Source organism: Metaplanococcus flavidus, from assembly GCF_042675885.1.
GTDB lineage: Bacteria > Bacillota > Bacilli > Bacillales_A > Planococcaceae > Planococcus > Planococcus flavidus.
The window spans coordinates 408,920-425,773 of sequence record NZ_JBHTKI010000008.1 but is presented as its reverse complement, the minus strand read 5'-3'; the positions used below and the strand labels follow the sequence as shown (position 1 = coordinate 425,773).

15 protein-coding genes and 1 other annotated feature are annotated in these 16,854 nt (G+C 44.1%); of the genes, 10 read left to right on the top strand and 5 right to left on the bottom strand.

Annotated features, from left to right (window positions below):
- Window positions 1-2: 2 nt before the first annotated feature.
- Window positions 3-1,016: a tryptophan--tRNA ligase gene (trpS, locus tag ACFQ1X_RS07050; RefSeq protein ID WP_144837811.1), complete on the bottom strand. Its 1,014-nt coding sequence runs from the start codon at window positions 1,014-1,016 to the stop codon at window positions 3-5.
- A gap of 44 nt (window positions 1,017-1,060) precedes the next feature.
- Window positions 1,061-1,273: a binding site (T-box leader), on the bottom strand.
- A gap of 307 nt (window positions 1,274-1,580) precedes the next feature.
- Here trpS and ACFQ1X_RS07045 point away from each other — a divergent pair.
- From ACFQ1X_RS07045 to pepF, 5 genes are all read left to right on the top strand, one after another.
- A complete protein-coding gene (locus ACFQ1X_RS07045; RefSeq protein ID WP_144837809.1) occupies window positions 1,581-2,783 on the top strand; it encodes a putative glycoside hydrolase in 1,203 nt (400 codons plus the stop codon).
- A gap of 952 nt (window positions 2,784-3,735) precedes the next feature.
- Window positions 3,736-4,131 carry a transcriptional regulator SpxA gene (gene spxA / locus ACFQ1X_RS07040; RefSeq protein ID WP_008429739.1) on the top strand — a complete coding sequence of 132 codons (396 nt, stop codon included), beginning with the start codon at window positions 3,736-3,738 and terminating at the stop codon, window positions 4,129-4,131.
- 257 nt (window positions 4,132-4,388) lie between these two features.
- Entirely contained in the window at window positions 4,389-5,051 is a 663-nt protein-coding gene (gene mecA / locus ACFQ1X_RS07035; RefSeq protein ID WP_144837807.1) for an adaptor protein MecA, read from the top strand.
- Between the two features lie 152 nt (window positions 5,052-5,203).
- Window positions 5,204-6,310 (top strand): competence protein CoiA, encoded by a 1,107-nt coding sequence (locus ACFQ1X_RS07030; RefSeq protein WP_379081879.1) that lies wholly within the window; start codon window positions 5,204-5,206, stop codon window positions 6,308-6,310.
- A gap of 46 nt (window positions 6,311-6,356) precedes the next feature.
- Complete coding sequence (gene pepF, locus ACFQ1X_RS07025; RefSeq protein ID WP_144837803.1) at window positions 6,357-8,165, top strand: oligoendopeptidase F; 1,809 nt, start codon at window positions 6,357-6,359, stop codon at window positions 8,163-8,165.
- Window positions 8,166-8,466: 301 nt separating this feature from the next.
- Here pepF and ACFQ1X_RS07020 read toward each other — a convergent pair whose 3' ends face one another.
- From ACFQ1X_RS07020 to ACFQ1X_RS07010, 3 genes are all read right to left on the bottom strand, one after another.
- Window positions 8,467-9,264 carry a ClpXP adapter SpxH family protein gene (locus tag ACFQ1X_RS07020; RefSeq protein ID WP_144837801.1) on the bottom strand — a complete coding sequence of 266 codons (798 nt, stop codon included), beginning with the start codon at window positions 9,262-9,264 and terminating at the stop codon, window positions 8,467-8,469.
- Window positions 9,261-9,659 (bottom strand): globin domain-containing protein, encoded by a 399-nt coding sequence (locus ACFQ1X_RS07015; RefSeq protein WP_144837799.1) that lies wholly within the window; start codon window positions 9,657-9,659, stop codon window positions 9,261-9,263. Before ACFQ1X_RS07015 ends, ACFQ1X_RS07020 begins: the two co-directional genes overlap by 4 nt.
- A gap of 105 nt (window positions 9,660-9,764) precedes the next feature.
- Window positions 9,765-10,367 (bottom strand): CYTH domain-containing protein, encoded by a 603-nt coding sequence (locus tag ACFQ1X_RS07010; RefSeq protein ID WP_144837797.1) that lies wholly within the window; start codon window positions 10,365-10,367, stop codon window positions 9,765-9,767.
- Window positions 10,368-10,867: 500 nt separating this feature from the next.
- Between ACFQ1X_RS07010 and ACFQ1X_RS07005 the strand changes: the two genes are divergently transcribed.
- Genes ACFQ1X_RS07005 through ACFQ1X_RS06995 form a run of 3 tightly spaced genes read left to right on the top strand, consistent with a single transcriptional unit; the run spans window position 10,868 to window position 13,223 of the window.
- Window positions 10,868-11,545: a GTP pyrophosphokinase gene (locus tag ACFQ1X_RS07005; RefSeq protein WP_144837795.1), complete on the top strand. Its 678-nt coding sequence runs from the start codon at window positions 10,868-10,870 to the stop codon at window positions 11,543-11,545.
- Entirely contained in the window at window positions 11,542-12,348 is an 807-nt protein-coding gene (locus tag ACFQ1X_RS07000) for an NAD kinase (protein ID WP_144837793.1), read from the top strand. Before ACFQ1X_RS07005 ends, ACFQ1X_RS07000 begins: the two co-directional genes overlap by 4 nt.
- Window positions 12,345-13,223 (top strand): RluA family pseudouridine synthase, encoded by an 879-nt coding sequence (locus ACFQ1X_RS06995; protein ID WP_144837790.1) that lies wholly within the window; start codon window positions 12,345-12,347, stop codon window positions 13,221-13,223. The genes ACFQ1X_RS07000 and ACFQ1X_RS06995 overlap by 4 nt, the downstream gene beginning before the upstream one ends.
- On the opposite strand, the gene prpE is transcribed toward ACFQ1X_RS06995, so the two are convergent.
- Window positions 13,216-13,953, bottom strand: a complete 738-nt coding sequence (gene prpE / locus ACFQ1X_RS06990) for a bis(5'-nucleosyl)-tetraphosphatase PrpE (RefSeq protein WP_144837788.1) — start codon at window positions 13,951-13,953, stop codon at window positions 13,216-13,218. The two genes, ACFQ1X_RS06995 and prpE, sit on opposite strands and share 8 nt — an antisense overlap.
- Window positions 13,954-14,053: 100 nt before the next feature.
- On the opposite strand from prpE, the gene mgtE reads away from it, so the two are divergent.
- Window positions 14,054-15,424 carry a magnesium transporter gene (gene mgtE, locus ACFQ1X_RS06985; protein ID WP_144837785.1) on the top strand — a complete coding sequence of 457 codons (1,371 nt, stop codon included), beginning with the start codon at window positions 14,054-14,056 and terminating at the stop codon, window positions 15,422-15,424.
- Window positions 15,425-15,503: 79 nt separating this feature from the next.
- Window positions 15,504-16,274, top strand: a complete 771-nt coding sequence (gene fabI, locus ACFQ1X_RS06980) for an enoyl-ACP reductase FabI (RefSeq protein WP_144837783.1) — start codon at window positions 15,504-15,506, stop codon at window positions 16,272-16,274.
- The last annotated feature ends 580 nt before the right edge of the window (window positions 16,275-16,854 follow it).

Sequence of the window (16,854 nt, the reverse complement as noted above, 5' to 3'; positions counted from 1 at the left end):
TTTCAGAGCTTAACGGGCGCTGTCGCTTTTCTTGGCTTACGACCAAGTCCCATCGCATTCTCCATTTTCTTGAGTGTTTTATTCGCCAGGCTGGAAGCTTTTTCTGCGCCTTCATCAAGGATACGGTCAAGTTCTTCCGAGTTGACGAGGTTTGCATAGCGCTCCTGGATTGGTGCAATGTGTTCTGTCACAGCTTTCGCTACAGAAGCCTTGAAATCACCATAGCCGGCACCGTCATATTTTTTAGTAAGTTCATCGATTGAAGCCCCTGTAAGCGCTGCTTCGATTGTCAGGAGATTGGATACGCCCGGTTTGTTGATTGGATCATAACGGACAATCCCTTCTGAATCAGTGACAGCACTTTTAATTTTTTTCTCGATGGTCTTCAAATCATCAAGCAGGGTGATGATGGATTTCTTATTGTCATCCGATTTGCTCATCTTCTTGGTGGGGTCCTGCAGCGACATGATGCGTGCGCCATGTTTCGGTATACGAATTTCAGGAATCGTCAGAACATCGTTATATTTCCTATTGAAACGCTCTGCAAGATCGCGGGTCAGTTCAATGTGCTGCTTCTGGTCATCGCCGACTGGGACGATATTGGTTTGATACAATAAAATATCCGCAGCCATCAATGGGGGGTAGGTCAACAGCCCTGCTGAAACGGATACATTTTTCAGAGACTTGTCTTTGTATTGAGTCATGCGCTCCAGCTCGCCGATTGTCGCGACGCATTGCAGCATCCAACCAGCCTGAGCGTGTGCAGGCACTTCCGATTGAATAAATAAGGTGACTTTATCAGGGTCGATTCCGACGGCCAGATACAAGGCTGCAAGAGCTTTAATATTCTTACGGAGCTCGAGCCGGTCCTGAGGCATCGTAATAGCGTGTTGATCAACGATGCAAAAGATGCAATCGTATTCATCCTGAAGATCTGTAAACTGTTTGAAAGCACCAATATAATTACCCAATGTCACGGTGCCTGTTGGCTGAACGCCTGAAAATATTCGATTCATTCCATATTCCTCCTCAAAATAAAAAAACACAGCAAGCATCCCTGCAAAGGGACGAAGCTGTGTTTCCGTGGTACCACCCTAGTTGCCGTTTCCGGCCACTCTTCTTCATAACGTGAAGATAACGGAACAGGGTACTGGTAATTTTCACCTGCTCAGCTCGAAAGTCCATTCAATGCAAGCCTCCATCTGTTTGCACCAGCCACAGACTCTCTAATATAGAAGGAAATGCATTTACTCCTCTTTCTCAACGCTTATATATTTCTTCTATTATAGTACATCCTGGAAAAGGTTTGCAATACTAAAATCATGGAACCCTATACAAAGTTTCATTGCCGTTTCACTGATTTACCGGTATAATTCTAACGTATATAACAATCAACCCGGCAAATCCTAAAGTTTAGTATATATTCCATTATTGCTTGTCGGAGATCGATTGCAGGCCGCTAAAATATCATAAAAAATTTACAAATAACTAACTGTTGGATTGCTATATTTTTGTTTCAATTTGTCAAAATGATGATAAAATGGAATAAGAAAGACAACTGAGAGGATGTATAGTCGAAAATGAAAAAGATGAAATTGGCAGCTGCGACTGCTTTATTATTCACTGGCCTGGCAACGGCCCCCGCTATGGCAGCAACTGAAGATGCGCAGGACTTTACTACCCGTACATATAATACAGTGGAAATCAGTTCAGAGATGCTGGCGAGCTCGCAATTATTCAGATATAATTCGGGTTTGACGTTTGAATATCCTGATGCTGTTCGAGGCATATTCGTTACAGCCCATTCCGCTGGTGGAGCGCGTTTTGACAGTTTGATAGACCTGATCGGTTCAACCGATTTGAATGCCATGGTAATCGATATCAAAGAAGACTACGGATATTTGACGTATAAGCCTGAAGAAGGGTCGACTTTGGATGAATATGGAATCGGACAAAATTACATCAAAGATCCACGTGCGATGCTTGAACGTCTGGAAGAGGAAGAAATTTATCCAATCGCTCGGGTTGTAGTATTTAAAGACTCTGCTTTGGCAGATGCTAGACCTGAATTGTCATTTATGGATGGCAATTCAGTTTGGAAAAACGGCCGCGGTGAATCCTTTGTCAATCCTTACATGAAGGAAGTCTGGGATTATAATGTGGAAATTGCCATTGAAGCTGCAAAACTTGGTTTCAAGGAAATCCAATTCGATTATGTTCGGTTCCCGGAAGGTTTTGAGAACCGCGCAGAGACACTGAAGTATTCCAAAGGTGAGTACGATGGTGAAGAATACGACGGAGTGCAGAGCCGCGTAGACGCTGTAACTGATTTCGTTGCTTATGCACGCGAGCAGTTGGAACCGTATGACGTTGAAGTGTCTGTCGACATTTTCGGTTATTCCGCTACTTTGCCTGAAGCCCCGGGAATCGGACAGAACTTCTCAAAAATCTCTGAAAACGTGGATGTAATTTCATCGATGATCTATCCAAGCCACTGGACTTCTTATTTTGGCATTGCGAAACCGGATCTCGAGCCATACAAATTAGTGGACGAGTATTCGAAAGTCGAAAATGCAAAATTAGCTGAACTGGAGAATCCGCCGGTATCACGTCCGTGGCTGCAGGATTTCACCGCTTCTTACCTTGGGTCGGGTAATTACCTGCGCTACGGAAAAGCGGAAGTGGAAGCACAAATCAAGGCGTTGAACGATAACGGCATAGACGAATTCCTCTTATGGAATGCCGGCAACACTTATACTCCTGGTGTGGATTACACTCCGTGACAGTAAATGTTAAAAAGGACCTGAATTTTTTAATCAGGTCCTTTTTGGCTGTCGAGAAACCGACAACTACTCCAATCATTTCGCTCTAGGTGGAAGCTTTCCTCGGAGAGCTGCCTGAGCCTCCTCGCTCGCTTCGCGTTGAAAAACGATGCTCCTGCAGCGTTACACGCTTCGTCGCAAAGTTCGACCGAATACTGTTCGGTCAAACATTCACTGCGGGGTCTCAGGACTAGCTCTGGTTCCCGATGGAGTCGCCGCCTGTCGCTTCATTCTGTTCTGTGCTGATAATGCAAGTTTTCACTTTCTCACATACAACACACTTAAACATCTATTCCTTTAAAGAAAAAGATCTGAGATATGGAGCAAAACAGCGAAGACGCCCAGAGGACCAAGCGAAGTGCTGAGATCCACTCGGGCGAAGTGAAACGAGACCGAGTTAGCTCAGCGCGAGCCAAGAGTTGGCCGAAGATAGTTCGGCCGACTCTTTGCGACGAAGCTAGCGAAGCGATGCAGGAGCACGGGTTTTGGCAAGCGAAGCTGTTTTGCGCAATATCGGCTTTCATTTTTACTTTTTCAACAAGCTCAAAGGACCTGGTTTTTTAAATCAGCCCCTTTTTTTATGAAACTTTTCGCTCTGCAATTCGTACTAATAAGAGTAAGAACCAGTAAGAAGTTTTTTCAAAAAGAAATTTCTAATTGAGAATAAAAATATCTGTAAATTGAGTTTAGCTTTGTAAAATAACGGGTAAAAATATATTATAGAACTGAGGAAAGTGTTTAATTATAGCGATTTTGTGACAAACATTATGCAAATCCTATATTAATCTGCGAATTCTATATTCAATTCAGGTCAGTTATTGTATAATGAATGTAAACCTTCTAAATTAGACTCATTCTAATTTAGCAAGATAGAAATGTGATTCCCGAATCCGAAAGGAAGTGTTCAATTATGATGGTAACGCTATTTACTTCCCCAAGCTGTACATCTTGCCGAAAAGCAAAAGCGTGGTTGGAAGAGCATGATATTCCATATACAGAACGCAACATATTTTCAGAACCACTGACGATCAGCGAAATCAAAGAGATTTTACGCATGACGGAAGATGGAACAGATGAAATCATCTCAACTCGATCAAAAATTTTCCAAAAGCTTAATGTGGATGTTGAAAGCCTTCCACTTCAAAGATTGTATGAGTTAATTCAAGAACATCCAGGGCTATTGCGCCGGCCAATTATCATGGATGAAAAACGACTGCAAGTCGGTTATAACGAAGATGAAATTCGCCGGTTCCTCCCTCGTAAAGTGAGAGCATATCAATTGCTTGAAGCTCAGCGAATGGTGAACTGAAAATAAGCTAAAAAGCTGTCCGGCCTTTATGTCAATGCATAATGGATCTTTGGGCGGCTTTTCTGTATTTACTTCGGCTTAATGTCTTGCATTTCTGAGTGAATTGCAATAAACTCGAAACTAATTATCCGTCAGCATTTTGGGTGCACAGGCATTAACTTTCTCATAGAGTTCCAAACGCGATATAATAAATAGAGCAACAACGCACGGCTTATGAGGAAGATCCTCTTGGTCCAATTCGAAAGGAGAGGTGTAAAATGGATATAGAACGCATTAATGATAACACAGTCAAATTTTACATTTCCTATCTCGACGTTGAAGAACGTGGGTTCAGCCGTGACGAAATCTGGTTCAACAGAGACAAAAGCGAAGAGTTATTCTGGGAAATGATGGATGAAGTGAATGAGGAAGCTGATTTTGTAATGGAAGGTCCACTATGGATTCAGGTCCAGGCAATGGACAAAGGATTGGAAGTTACAGTGACGCGTGCTCAATTGACAAAAGACGGTCAAAAATTAGACATGCCAGATGATATAGAAGAACGCCGCAAAATGTTTGCAAATGAGGATTCGGATGCCGCTGGAACAGAATTCGATGAATTTGAACCTGTCTTCAACGAGCCCGATACCAAAAAATTGGAATATACTTTTATGCTGTCGGAAGTCGAGGAATTAGTTCCTCTTTCCAGACGATTGCAATATGTTCCAATTGAAACGGCTCTCTATCACTTCGAAGGTAAATACTACCTTCATATCAGCTTTGATGACATCCTGCACTCAGATGAAGATATTAAAGATCATTTAAGTGTACTCTCAGAATATCTGCCGCCATCTTCTGTTACGATCCATCGTCTTGAAGAATACGGCAAGGAAATTTTCAAAAAAGATGCATTATCCAATGTCTTGCATTACTTTGGATAACTCTGAACGCAATTCAATATTTATGAGCCTGAACGGATGAAAGCATGTATTCATCTCTTCAGGCTTTTTTATTTCGTAAATTGAACTGACAGATGCCAGACTATTGAATATTGTCTAAACATAAACACTCTTTTATAATAGATAAAAGGAGTGTGACAGCCATATTAATCGCCAAAACTGAAGGGGAACAAGTAATTGATCTGATTAAAAACTACAGCCGGCAGGAGCTGCTTGAGTTACGAAGCAATAGTAAATTTACTTGTCCGGACTGTGGGAATATCTTGTATTTAAAAATTGGCAACATCAAAATTCCCCATTTTGCCCATAAATCCCATTCTGACTGTGATTCATACAGTGAGTCGGAATCCTCTTTGCATCTGCAGGGCAAAATTTTGCTGCACAAATTCTTCACTGCTAAAAACTTCAAAGTGGAACTGGAAAAATATATGCCGGAAATTCGCCAGCGCGCTGATCTGCTGGTCGACAGCCGGACCGTAATTGAATTCCAGTGCAGTGCGATTTCTGCACATGATGTTGTAAGAAGGACTGCTGCTTACAAGGCGGTTGGATTATACCCGACTTGGATTTTCGGGAACAACGAAAAACCGGAAAACAGAATTCAAGTAATTCATTTGATGGAATATCAAAAGAAGATGCTGATCAACCATGAACATACCAAGTACCTGTTGCTGCTGAATCCGTCAACTGGACAATTCACTTATTATTCGAACTTATTCTTTATCAGCGGCAACCGCTGGGTGGGCAAAATAAGTTCTTTGCCTGCAAACAAACAGACATTTCCTTTTGCTGTTCCGAAAAGACTGGGCAGAAAAGACTTTGAAACGATGTATTCTGTTTTTGCACTGGCGAGAACTGCGTTCATCCGCTCTCAATTGTTTGCGAAAAACCGCTATCAAAATCCATTCTGGCTGCTCTGCTATAAACTGGGTTTGGATATAAGGAATGTGCCTGCAACAATCGGCGTCCCGATAGCCGGGGCGGAATGCATCGCTGAACATGCAGTCATCTGGCAATTAAAAACAGTCCGTGCACTCGAACAAGGCAAATCAGTTTCAGATCTGATTTCTTCCATGAAAATAAAGCTGAGCAACAAAGGCGATGCTGCGCAACTTGAAAAGGTGATGCAGGATTATACAAGTTTTATTCACTATATGGCAGGTCAAAACAACGACTGCGAAAGACAAATGGAAGGATTATATGATATCTATTGCAAAAGGGTACGAAAATTGAGAAAATAAAAACAAGTTCGACTCCCGAAAGAGAAGAACTAAGGAGGAATTGGAAATGGCGAATAAAATATTAAAGCGTGAAGAGATCCCTGTAGAATTGACTTGGAAGCTGGATGATATTTTCCCGACTGATGAAGCATGGGAAAGCGAATTCAAGGAAGTGGCAGCAATGGCCGAGAGAGCCGGTTCTTTTGAAGGGAAATTAAAAGAAGGGGCAGAATCCCTATTTGAAGTATTGACTTTTAAAGATGAAGTGTCTGAACGCCTGAGAAGGTTATATACATATTCCCATATGAGGTATGATCAGGACACCACCAATTCAAAATATCAGGCGTTGGACAGCCGCATTAAAGCTCTTTATGCCAAGATTTCAGCGGGCTTATCATTTTTGACGCCGGAAATCCTGGAACTTGATGAAGAAGTGTTGAATGGTTACGTTGAAAACCATGAAGGGTTGAAACTTTACAAGCATGCGCTGGACGAATTGAATTCAATGCGCCCGCATGTATTGCCAAAGGAACAAGAGTCCTTGCTTGCCCAATTATCAGAAGTTGTAAGTGCATCGTCCGAAACGTTCGGCATGCTGAATAATGCGGATCTGGAATTCCCGGAAATCAAAGATGAGAACGGCGAAACCGTACAGATTACGCACGGCAATTACATCCGCTTTCTTGAAAGCAAGGACCGCCGTGTGCGGGAAGATGCTTTCAAAGCTGTCTATGCAACTTACGGAAAATTCCTGAATACATTTGCTTCGACTTTGGCAGGAACGGTTAAGCGTGATAACGTCAATGCACGTGTCCGTAAGTATGATTCGGCAAGGCACGCCGCATTATCGGATGACCACATACCGGAAACTGTCTATGATAACCTGGTTGAGACGGTAAACAATAACTTGCATTTATTGCATCGCTATGCAGCTCTCCGCAAAGAAGTGCTTGGAATCGATAAAGTCCATATGTGGGATATGCACACACCATTGGTAAAAGAAGTGAAGATGGAAATCCCTTATGAAAAAGCGACTGGAATCATGCTGAAGGGTCTGTCCGCGCTTGGTGAAGAATATACCGGTATTGTTGAAGAAGGCATCCAGAACCGCTGGGTGGACGTCATGGAAAACAAAGGAAAACGAAGCGGCGCTTATTCATCAGGCGCTTATGGCACGAATCCTTATATCCTGATGAACTGGCAGGACAATGTCGATAACCTTTTTACATTGGCCCATGAATTTGGCCACAGTGTCCACAGCTATTACACACGCGCCTCACAGCCTTATGTGTATGGTGATTATTCCATCTTCGTAGCTGAAGTTGCATCGACGACAAACGAAGCCTTATTAAACGAATACATGGTGGAAACTTCGGAAGATGATCAGGAGCGGATTTACTTGTTGAATCATTGGCTGGACGGTTTCCGTGGCACGGTATTCCGCCAGACAATGTTTGCAGAATTTGAACATTTGATCCATAAGATGGACCAGGAAGGCGAAGCGCTGACAGCGGAACGCCTGACCGAAGTCTATTACGGGCTGAACAAGAAATACTTTGGGGAAGACGTGGCAGTTGATGAAGAGATCGGTATGGAATGGGCAAGAATTCCTCATTTCTACTATAATTATTATGTTTTCCAGTATGCTACAGGATTCAGTGCTGCAACAGCATTGAGCAAAGGTATTTTAGAAGAAGGACAGCCGGCAGTCGATCGTTTTATCAATGAGTTCCTGAAAGCGGGAAGTTCTGATTATCCGATCGAGGTTCTGAAAAAAGCAGGAGTCGATATGACTTCATCCTCACCAGTGGAAGAGGCCTGCAAAGTATTTGAACAGAAATTAACAGAACTCGAGAAATTATTGCTGAAAAAATAAATTAGGGAAGAACAGGCTCAGTATTACTGAGCCTGTTCTTTTTAGTTATCTTAATATAGTTAAAAAAATTTCATAACACTTACGATTATGACGAATTTGTGAATTCGTTTGTGAATTATTGCATAAACAATTATTCTGTGATAAATTTAGGTTGTGAAATAAATCACATACAAACATACACCCCTTTGTTTGAGCGTGAACATTTCTCCCATCCCCTTTGTGTAATGAAAAACGCCTGCCGGACGTGGCAGGCGTTTTTCTATGGTTCAAAAAATAAGCACGGCGCCCGAGGGCGCCATGCTTATTTTACTTTCCATAATGTTTCATCAGGTAAACAGATGCGTTCAACTTTTTGCTGGAGCATCTGTTTTTTCATTTCACGTTCAGCAGTTTCCTGCGAAATATTGTAAATGGACGCAATTTCTCTTGTCGCAATTGTCGTGTATTTTGTAAAAAGTTCTTCCAGTGACGGTGGAGCTTGTCTGTTTAATGGGTCGCTGCCAAGCATTTCCTGAAGGATTGTCAAATAAGTATCATATGAATGCAGTCCGGAAATTTTAACACCTTCGTCTTCTATACATTCATTAAAGAAGACTATGCTTGGAACTTCAGTGATCTCCATTTCCCTTGTAATCTGCAGATCGCATTGGAATGCTTTTGCTGTATGGACAGAATGGAAATCCTTTTTGAATTCTTCCTGGTCGAGATTGGCTTCTTGTGCAATTTCGAGTAGAACCTGATAGGAAGAAACATCTTTTATTTGCATAAACAACTGCTCCTGCAGTTTATGCAGAAATTGATTGCCTGCACGTTTGCCCTGCAATTCGGCCGCTTTGACTGCGACGGACGCCAATACAGGATGCGTCAGATTATCAGTGGAGAGTGAAGAGGTTTTTTGCTGGCTGTTCAAATTGAATAGTTTCGTGCTGAGAACAACACGCATGGAAAAATAATGGCCGTATTCAATTTGGAGCTTCCTCATGATGGACTGCAGTTCCCAGCATTCCATATTCAGAGGATCAAGAAAAATATACAGTTCCATGGGCTTTACCGGATTCGGGCTGTCATAAATCTGCTTTGCCAGGTCCAGGTTATTCACACCACTTCCTCCTCGCTGTCCGGTGCATTGACCATATGGTGAGCAGTCATCACAAGCCGGTTATAGAAGGTTTCACGGAATTTTCCGGTCAATCCGATTTCATCCATCGCTTCACTCATGCATTCAAGCCAAGCCTGAGCCCGTTCGGGAGTAATCGGAAAGGGATTATGCCTTGCTTTGAGTCTGGGATGTCCGTGTTCTTCAGAATATATATTGGGTCCGCCAAGGTATTGGGTCATGAATTGCTTCTGTTTTCTGGCGGTTTCCGATAGATCGTCAGGAAAAATAGCCTTGAGCTTTGGATGCATAGCGACGCGGGCATAAAATGCGTCCACCAATAGGGACAGGCGTTCCGCACCAATTTCTTCATACGGAATAATAGGTTTTCCAGTCATCAATATGTCTCCTTTGCTGTAGCTGTAAGTTCATTCTAACAACGCTGTGAAAATATCTCAAATAAATCGAACGCTTGAATGGGAAATAATGTATTTTAAATATTTTTATTCGATAATTTTATTCGTATTAATTCCTTTTTTTGCGGCATTCATGAAACGGGAAATCTTTTTATCTGTGCTGCGGAAGGGAATTTCGAAATCACGCAAGAACGCTTGAAACCGCTGTTTCCCAGCTTCAAAATCACTTACTTCGTATTCAATTTCAAAATCCTCGGTAGCGAGATACTCCGAATGGTCAAGCACCAGCAGGCCGGATTCATAGGGGAATTCGATCCGGTGGGTAGTCAGGCTGCCCAGAAGTGCCAGCGCATCAGATCCGAGTCCCATCTCCTTCAATGCTGCTGCGACTTCCGGTGCGGGAAAACTGCGTTTTTCAAAGATTTCTTCAACTTGTTGCGAATCGAGTTTGTCGGTAATTTCATAAAAGCCATTGTCCGCCGGTGTTTTCAACGTGCATTCGTATGTAGCGCCCTTTTGCCGGATCCGGAGTGCCGAACGGCGATCGCGCAATTTAAAATCCGTTGTATCAAAATAATGATTCACTTGTGTATGAGCGTCTTCAGCAGAGTAGCCGAAGCGGTCCATCAATTCTAAATATTCTTCTTCAGTCAATAAATTCTTGAATTCAATCTCAAGTTCTTTGGTCATCATCTGCACCTCACTTGATATTATTATGTGATAATTCGAGTCAAACTGCAACGAATCGCAGCGCTGTGTTAAAATATGACTAGATATTGAAATTAGATATGTTGAATTAATTAACTTATGTAGCCGATATTCCGCAAAACAGCTTGCTTGCCTGGGGGCTTGCGCTGAGCTAACTAAAACCCGTGCTCCTGCATCGCTTCGCTGCTTCGTCGCAAAGAGCTGCCCTCGCCAGCTTCGGTCAACTCTTCGCTGTTTTGCTCCATATCTAGATTTCACCTAGCGCCGGCGCGTTTCAGGACTGGGCGGAGCAATAAGACGAGTGCTCTTCTCGGCTTAGTGCGGGAGGCAAGGTATGCCATACGAAAATGGCACCTCCTTTGCGACGAGCTTGCGCAGGAGCATTAATCTTTGCACTGTCCTAAGCGCCGAAGCGATTTAGTATAATTTATAATTGAACAAACGACAAAAGAGAACATGCATACGAAAGCGGGGAAGCGGTTATGGGACAATGGGATCGATTTTTAGCGCCATATAAACAGGCTGTCGATGAACTGAAAATCAAATTCAAAGGCATGCGCAGACAATACGAAACCGATAATATCAATTCCCCGATCGAGTTTGTTACCGGCCGGGTCAAACCGATTGCCAGCATTTACGATAAGTCGCTCGAAAAAGGGATCCCTTTTGAGCCATCCCTCGAACTTGCCACTGAATTGCAGGATATTGCCGGTATCCGGATGATGTGCCAATTTGTCGGTGACATTGAAACAGTTGTAGAATTGCTCCGTAATCGCAAAGACCTTCGCATTGTGGAAGAAAAAGATTATATTTCCCGTGAGAAGCAGAGCGGTTATCGGTCGTATCATGTTATTGTCGAGTATCCGGTGCAGACCGTAAGCGGTGAACAGCTAATACTCGCTGAAATTCAAATACGGACGTTGGCGATGAATTTCTGGGCGTCCATAGAGCATTCGTTGAATTACAAATACAAAGGTGTTTTCCCCGATGAAATCAAACTGCGTTTGCAGCGGGCAGCTGAAGCGGCATTTCAGCTGGACGAAGAGATGTCGCAGATTCGGGATGAAATTCAGGAAGCCCAGGCATATTTTACAGAATACAAGGAATCACCAGGCACTCATTTTCCAAGAAACACAGACGGAGGGAGAAAAGAGAGATGAAATATTTCATAATATCCAGAAGTGATGATCTGTCGAATGATTTAATGGATAAAGCGCGTGCTTATCTGGAAGACTTTGGCATGGAATGGGAAGAGGAACAGCCGGATATCGTGCTGTCGATTGGCGGAGACGGAACGATGCTCCACGCTTTCCATAAATACAGCGACCAATTATCTACAGTGGCATTTGTCGGGATACATACGGGACATCTCGGTTTTTATGCGGATTGGAAGCCGATCGAGATTGAAAAACTGGTGCTGTCTATTGCTAAAAAAGAATATGAAGTGATTGAGTATCCGTTACTTGAAACAAGCATCCATTATCAAAACAAAGAAGAGCCTGCTGTTTATCTGGCCATGAACGAATCTACGGTAAAATCACCAGACGTTACGCTCGTTATGGACGTCATTTTAAATGAAGATCAATTTGAACGTTTCCGCGGAGACGGATTGTGTATGTCTACGCCATCAGGAAGTACGGCTTATAACAAAGCACTTGGCGGCGCAATCATTCATCCATCACTTCCCGCAATGCAGTTGACCGAGATGGCATCGATCAATAATCGTGTTTTCCGGACAGTCGGTGCTCCGCTGGTCCTGCCGGCACATCACCGTTGCGTGTTGCGTCCGGTGAAAGCACCGGATTTTATGGTGACAGTCGATCACCTTCAATTGCTCCATAAAGATGTGCGATCGATTGAATATCGGGTAGCAGAAGAAAAAGTAAGATTTGCCCGTTTCCGCCCATTCCCATTTTGGAGAAGGGTCCATGATTCGTTTATCGACAGCGAGGAATACCGATGAAGCCGTTTGAACTGAATTATACTGCCGACGCCAAAGGGTTGTTGCGTGAAGCCTTACAGGCATGGGGAATCTCTAAACGAACTCTTGCTTCTGTAAAGTATGGCGGCGGGCAAATATTGGTGAACAACAATGAAGTGACGGTCAGGCATCCCCTTGAAATTGGGGATGCTGTGACCGTTGTTTTTCCGTTGGAAGAGCTTGGCAAAGGTTTGCAGGCAGAAAGCGGTGAATTGACGATTATTTATGAGGATGAGGCCTTACTGATTGTCGATAAGCCACCTTTGCAAAACACGATTCCTTCGCGTGAACACCCTGTCGGAAGTCTGGCCAATGTGGTAGCCGGCCATTTTGAAAATCATAAGATACCGGCTACTCTGCATATTGTGACCAGGCTCGACCGTGATACGAGTGGTTTGGTCTGCATCGCAAAAAACCGGCATATTCATCATATGCTATCCGTTCAACAGCAGGAAAAGAAAATGTCCAGACGTTATGATGCGATTGTCCATGGCCTCACTGAGCAGGAAGAATTTACAATCACTGCGCCGATCGGAAGAAAAAATTCCAGTATTATAGAAAGGGAAGTTCGCATGGGTGGTCAGTTTGCGGAAACTGAAGTCAAGCTGCTCAAGGCATACACTGATTTCAGCCATCTCGAATTAAAGCTGAACACCGGGCGGACACATCAGATCCGGGTTCATTTAGCACATATCGGGCAACCTCTTGTAGGAGATGATCTTTATGGAGGAACCCGGGAAATGATCAGCCGCCAGGCACTTCATTGCCGGAGGCTCGAAATGATTCATCCGGTTTCTGGCCGGGCGCTCAGCTTCGAATCGCCGAATCGGGAAGATATGGCGGCGCTGATCAGGTAAATCGGTGGAATCGTTCCGGCTGGTAGGGCTGTTTTGAAGAGACTGAAACCAATTCTTTTTCAGGGAAACGGAATGCAGTCAATGATCCGCCGAAAACGCAGCCGGTATCAATATTCACCGTCCGGTTTATGACATAGGGCTCCTCGGTCGGCGTATGGCCGTAAACCACCCACGGTTTTCCTCGATAGGATTTCGCCCAATCCCGTCTCACCGGCCGGCCATCGGCATGGAATTTACCTGTAATGTCGCCATACAGCGTAAACACTGAGATTCTTTTGTTCAATGGCTCGCCGATCATGTCTTTTTTCAGCCCTGCATGGGCGACGATGAGATCGTCCCGAAGTACCTGGTACTGTGGCAGCGCCTCGTAAAAATGGATATATCGTTCACGAAATTCCTGTTGCTCCTTTTTCGGCAAAGCCTGCCACTCAGCGATGGTGATTTCCAGTCCATGTATCAGCTGCACCGAATTGCCTTTCATGTATCGGTAAAGTTTATCGCAATGGTTCCCAGGGGAATAAAACAGAATGCCCCGATCCTGCCGGGCGAATAATAATTCCAAAACAGCCAGCGAATCGGGACCGCGGTCCATGGCGTCGCCTACAAATGCAGGTTGTCTGCCTTCCGGATGGCTATGAATCCCATTGTCATAGTGATAGCCCAGTTTTTCGAGCAATTCCATCAGCTCATCAAAACAGCCATGAATGTCGCCAATTATGTCATATTTCATTTAAACACCTCATGAAATTAAATTAGTATATTATCTATTATAAGTGTAACGCAGTGGCCGCCCAAGCGGCTTGCTGCAAAATCGAAAGGAGGGAGCCGTAATGATGGAAGAAAAAATGATACGTGATGAAGAGTTGAATGAAGAAATACTGATACAGCTGCTGGAAAAAGGGCAAGTGGAGGAGTTCAGGGAGGAATTCCTGTCCCATCATCCATACGACCAGGCTGAATTCTATGAAAAAGCCGAGGCGGATATCCGCCAGCAGCTTTATGAGTATCTCTCTCCGAAAGAAATGGCTGATATTTTTGAAGCAATCGAATTGGACGACGATGAATACGAAGACCTTTTCAAAGAAATGAATGCCATGTATGCCGCAGACCTTCTATCCTTTATGTACCGGGATGATGCGGTTGATGTATTGAACAATTTAAGCAAAGATCAGGTTGCTAGCTACCTCACGATTATGCCGAAAGAGGCATCGCGGGAGATCAAAGATCTTCTGCATTATGAAGAGTATACGGCGGGTTCAATCATGACAACCGAATTCGTGGCCATCCCGAAAAATTCCACGGTCCGTTCCGCTATGAATATCCTCAGGAATGCTGCACCTGATGCAGAAACCATCTACTATGTGTTTGTCATCGATGAAGCGAAACGGCTTTCCGGAATTGTCACTTTGCGGGATCTGATCATCGCAGAAGAAGATACTCTGATAGAAACAATCATGAATGACCGCGTTGTCTCTGTATCAGTTGGGGAAGATCAGGAAGAAGTGGCACGCATGATCAAGGATTACGATTTCCTGGCAATACCGGTAGTCGATTTCCAGGATCACCTGCTGGGAATCATCACAGTGGATGATATTATCGATGTCCTGGATGAAGAAGCTTCGGATGACTACTCCAAGCTGGCAGCTGTCTCTGATATGGATAATTTTGATAAAGGCCCTTTAAGTGCTGCGAAAAAAAGACTGCCATGGTTGATTCTGCTGACATTCCTCGGTATGCTCACAGCAAATTTGATGGGGATGTTCGAATCCACTTTGGACCAGGTAGCCTTGCTTGCGGTATTCATTCCTTTGATTGCCGGAATGGCGGGTAACAGCGGTACGCAGGCGCTGGCTGTGGCAGTCCGTGGTATTGCCACAGGCGATATTGAAGAACAGAGCAAGACCAAGCTGCTCTATCGTGAAGCCGGAACCGGTCTGATAACAGGCCTTGTGTGTGGCATCGTCGTGGTAGGGCTGGTATATTTCTGGAAAGGTGAATTGCTCATCGGGTTGCTGGTTGGAACGGCGGTTGCGGGCTCCATTTTTGTTTCCACACTGGCAGGATCATTTATTCCGCTGTTGATCCATCGGCTGAAAATTGACCCTGCCGTAGCGTCCGGCCCCTTTATCACGACATTGAATGATATCATCTCCATACTAATCTATTTGGGACTGGCAACTACATTCTTAAGCAGCCTCTAGAAAAGTGCAAATTGCACTTTTCTTTTTTATGATGTAATATTAGTACCAGGTAACAATCAGATTTTCAGGAGGAATGACAATGTCGATATCACTAAAAGGCAAGACATTCGTAATTATGGGAGTGGCCAATAAACGAAGCATCGCTTGGGGAATTGCACGGTCACTGGATCAGTCAGGAGCAAACCTTATCTTTACATATGCCGGGGAACGTTTTGAGAAATCCGTGCGCGATCTGGTGGCAACCCTTGATGGGAACCACGAAACGATACTTCCATGTGATGTAACGAGCGATGAAGATGTGGAAAAATGTTTCGCGACGATCAAAGAACAGGCCGGCAAAATCGACGGACTGGCTCATTGCATTGCTTTCGCCAAAACGGAAGAACTTGCAGGAGATTTTTCTGAGACTTCGCGGGAAGGCTATTTATTGGCACAAAATATCAGCTCCTACTCACTGACGGTCATTTCAAAACACGCTAAGCCTTTAATGTCTGAAGGCGGCAGCATTGTTGCTTTGACGTATATTGGCGGAGAGCGTGTTATGTCCAATTATAATGTCATGGGAGTTGCGAAAGCAGCACTTGAAATGTCAGTGCGCTATCTGGCAGCGGATCTTGGCAAACTTGGAATCCGTGTCAACGCCATTTCATCTGGCCCAATCCGTACATTGTCTTCTAAAGGTGTCAGCGATTTCAATTCTGTGCTTCACGAAATAGAAGAAAAAGCGCCGCTTCACCGCAACACAACACCGGAAGAAGTCGGCGACACGGCGGTCTTCCTGTTCAGCAATATGTCCCGCGGAATCACCGGCGAAACAATCCATGTGGACAGCGGTTACCATGTTCTTTAAATAGCTGGATTTTTAAGCATGTTGAAAGCTTATTAAATGAAAACCGATATTCCGCAAAACAGCTTCGAAGACATTAGCCGAAGCATGCGAGGCTAAGTCTTTGCGACGAAGCAGCGAAGCGATGCAGGAGCACCCGAAGGGACTCGCACTTCGTCGAAACGAAGTTGGAAAGCTAACTCCGTTTCTGTCTCTGCATCGCTTCGCTAGCTTCGAGACATTAAAAAGCGTTGCTCCCCTGGGCGTCTTCGCTGTTTTGCTCCATATCTCAGATTTTTTTCTTATATAGGAGTATTCTCTAATGACTCTTCAATAAGGAGATTCTTCATTTATTTATATTCAACACCAGAATGAAGCGTTAGACGGCGAAGAGCAAAAATATGCTCCTGCATCGCTGCGCTAGCTTCGTCGCAAACGATTCGCGCTTGCGCTCTCGTTTCCTGCGGGAACGAGAGCGCGACTGAGACCCCGAGGGAAGGTTTGACCGAACAGCATTCGGTCGAACCTTTGGGACGAAGCGTGAAACGCTGCAACGGTTTTCTTGTCTCGAAGCTAGCGCAGCGATGCAACGTACTTTCATGTC

Bases quoted from the DNA above. Each gene is read 5' to 3' on its own strand.
- trpS (WP_144837811.1), bottom strand. From the start codon at position 1,016: ATGAATCGAATATTTTCAGGCGTTCAGCCAACAGGCACCGTGACATTG.
- ACFQ1X_RS07045 (WP_144837809.1), top strand. From the start codon at position 1,581: ATGAAAAAGATGAAATTGGCAGCTGCGACTGCTTTATTATTCACTGGC.
- spxA (WP_008429739.1), top strand. From the start codon at position 3,736: ATGGTAACGCTATTTACTTCCCCAAGCTGTACATCTTGCCGAAAAGCA.
- mecA (WP_144837807.1), top strand. From the start codon at position 4,389: ATGGATATAGAACGCATTAATGATAACACAGTCAAATTTTACATTTCC.
- pepF (WP_144837803.1), top strand. From the start codon at position 6,357: ATGGCGAATAAAATATTAAAGCGTGAAGAGATCCCTGTAGAATTGACT.
- ACFQ1X_RS07015 (WP_144837799.1), bottom strand. From the start codon at position 9,659: ATGACTGGAAAACCTATTATTCCGTATGAAGAAATTGGTGCGGAACGC.
- ACFQ1X_RS07010 (WP_144837797.1), bottom strand. From the start codon at position 10,367: ATGACCAAAGAACTTGAGATTGAATTCAAGAATTTATTGACTGAAGAA.
- ACFQ1X_RS07005 (WP_144837795.1), top strand. From the start codon at position 10,868: ATGGGACAATGGGATCGATTTTTAGCGCCATATAAACAGGCTGTCGAT.
- ACFQ1X_RS07000 (WP_144837793.1), top strand. From the start codon at position 11,542: ATGAAATATTTCATAATATCCAGAAGTGATGATCTGTCGAATGATTTA.
- ACFQ1X_RS06995 (WP_144837790.1), top strand. From the start codon at position 12,345: ATGAAGCCGTTTGAACTGAATTATACTGCCGACGCCAAAGGGTTGTTG.
- prpE (WP_144837788.1), bottom strand. From the start codon at position 13,953: ATGAAATATGACATAATTGGCGACATTCATGGCTGTTTTGATGAGCTG.
- mgtE (WP_144837785.1), top strand. From the start codon at position 14,054: ATGATGGAAGAAAAAATGATACGTGATGAAGAGTTGAATGAAGAAATA.
- fabI (WP_144837783.1), top strand. From the start codon at position 15,504: ATGTCGATATCACTAAAAGGCAAGACATTCGTAATTATGGGAGTGGCC.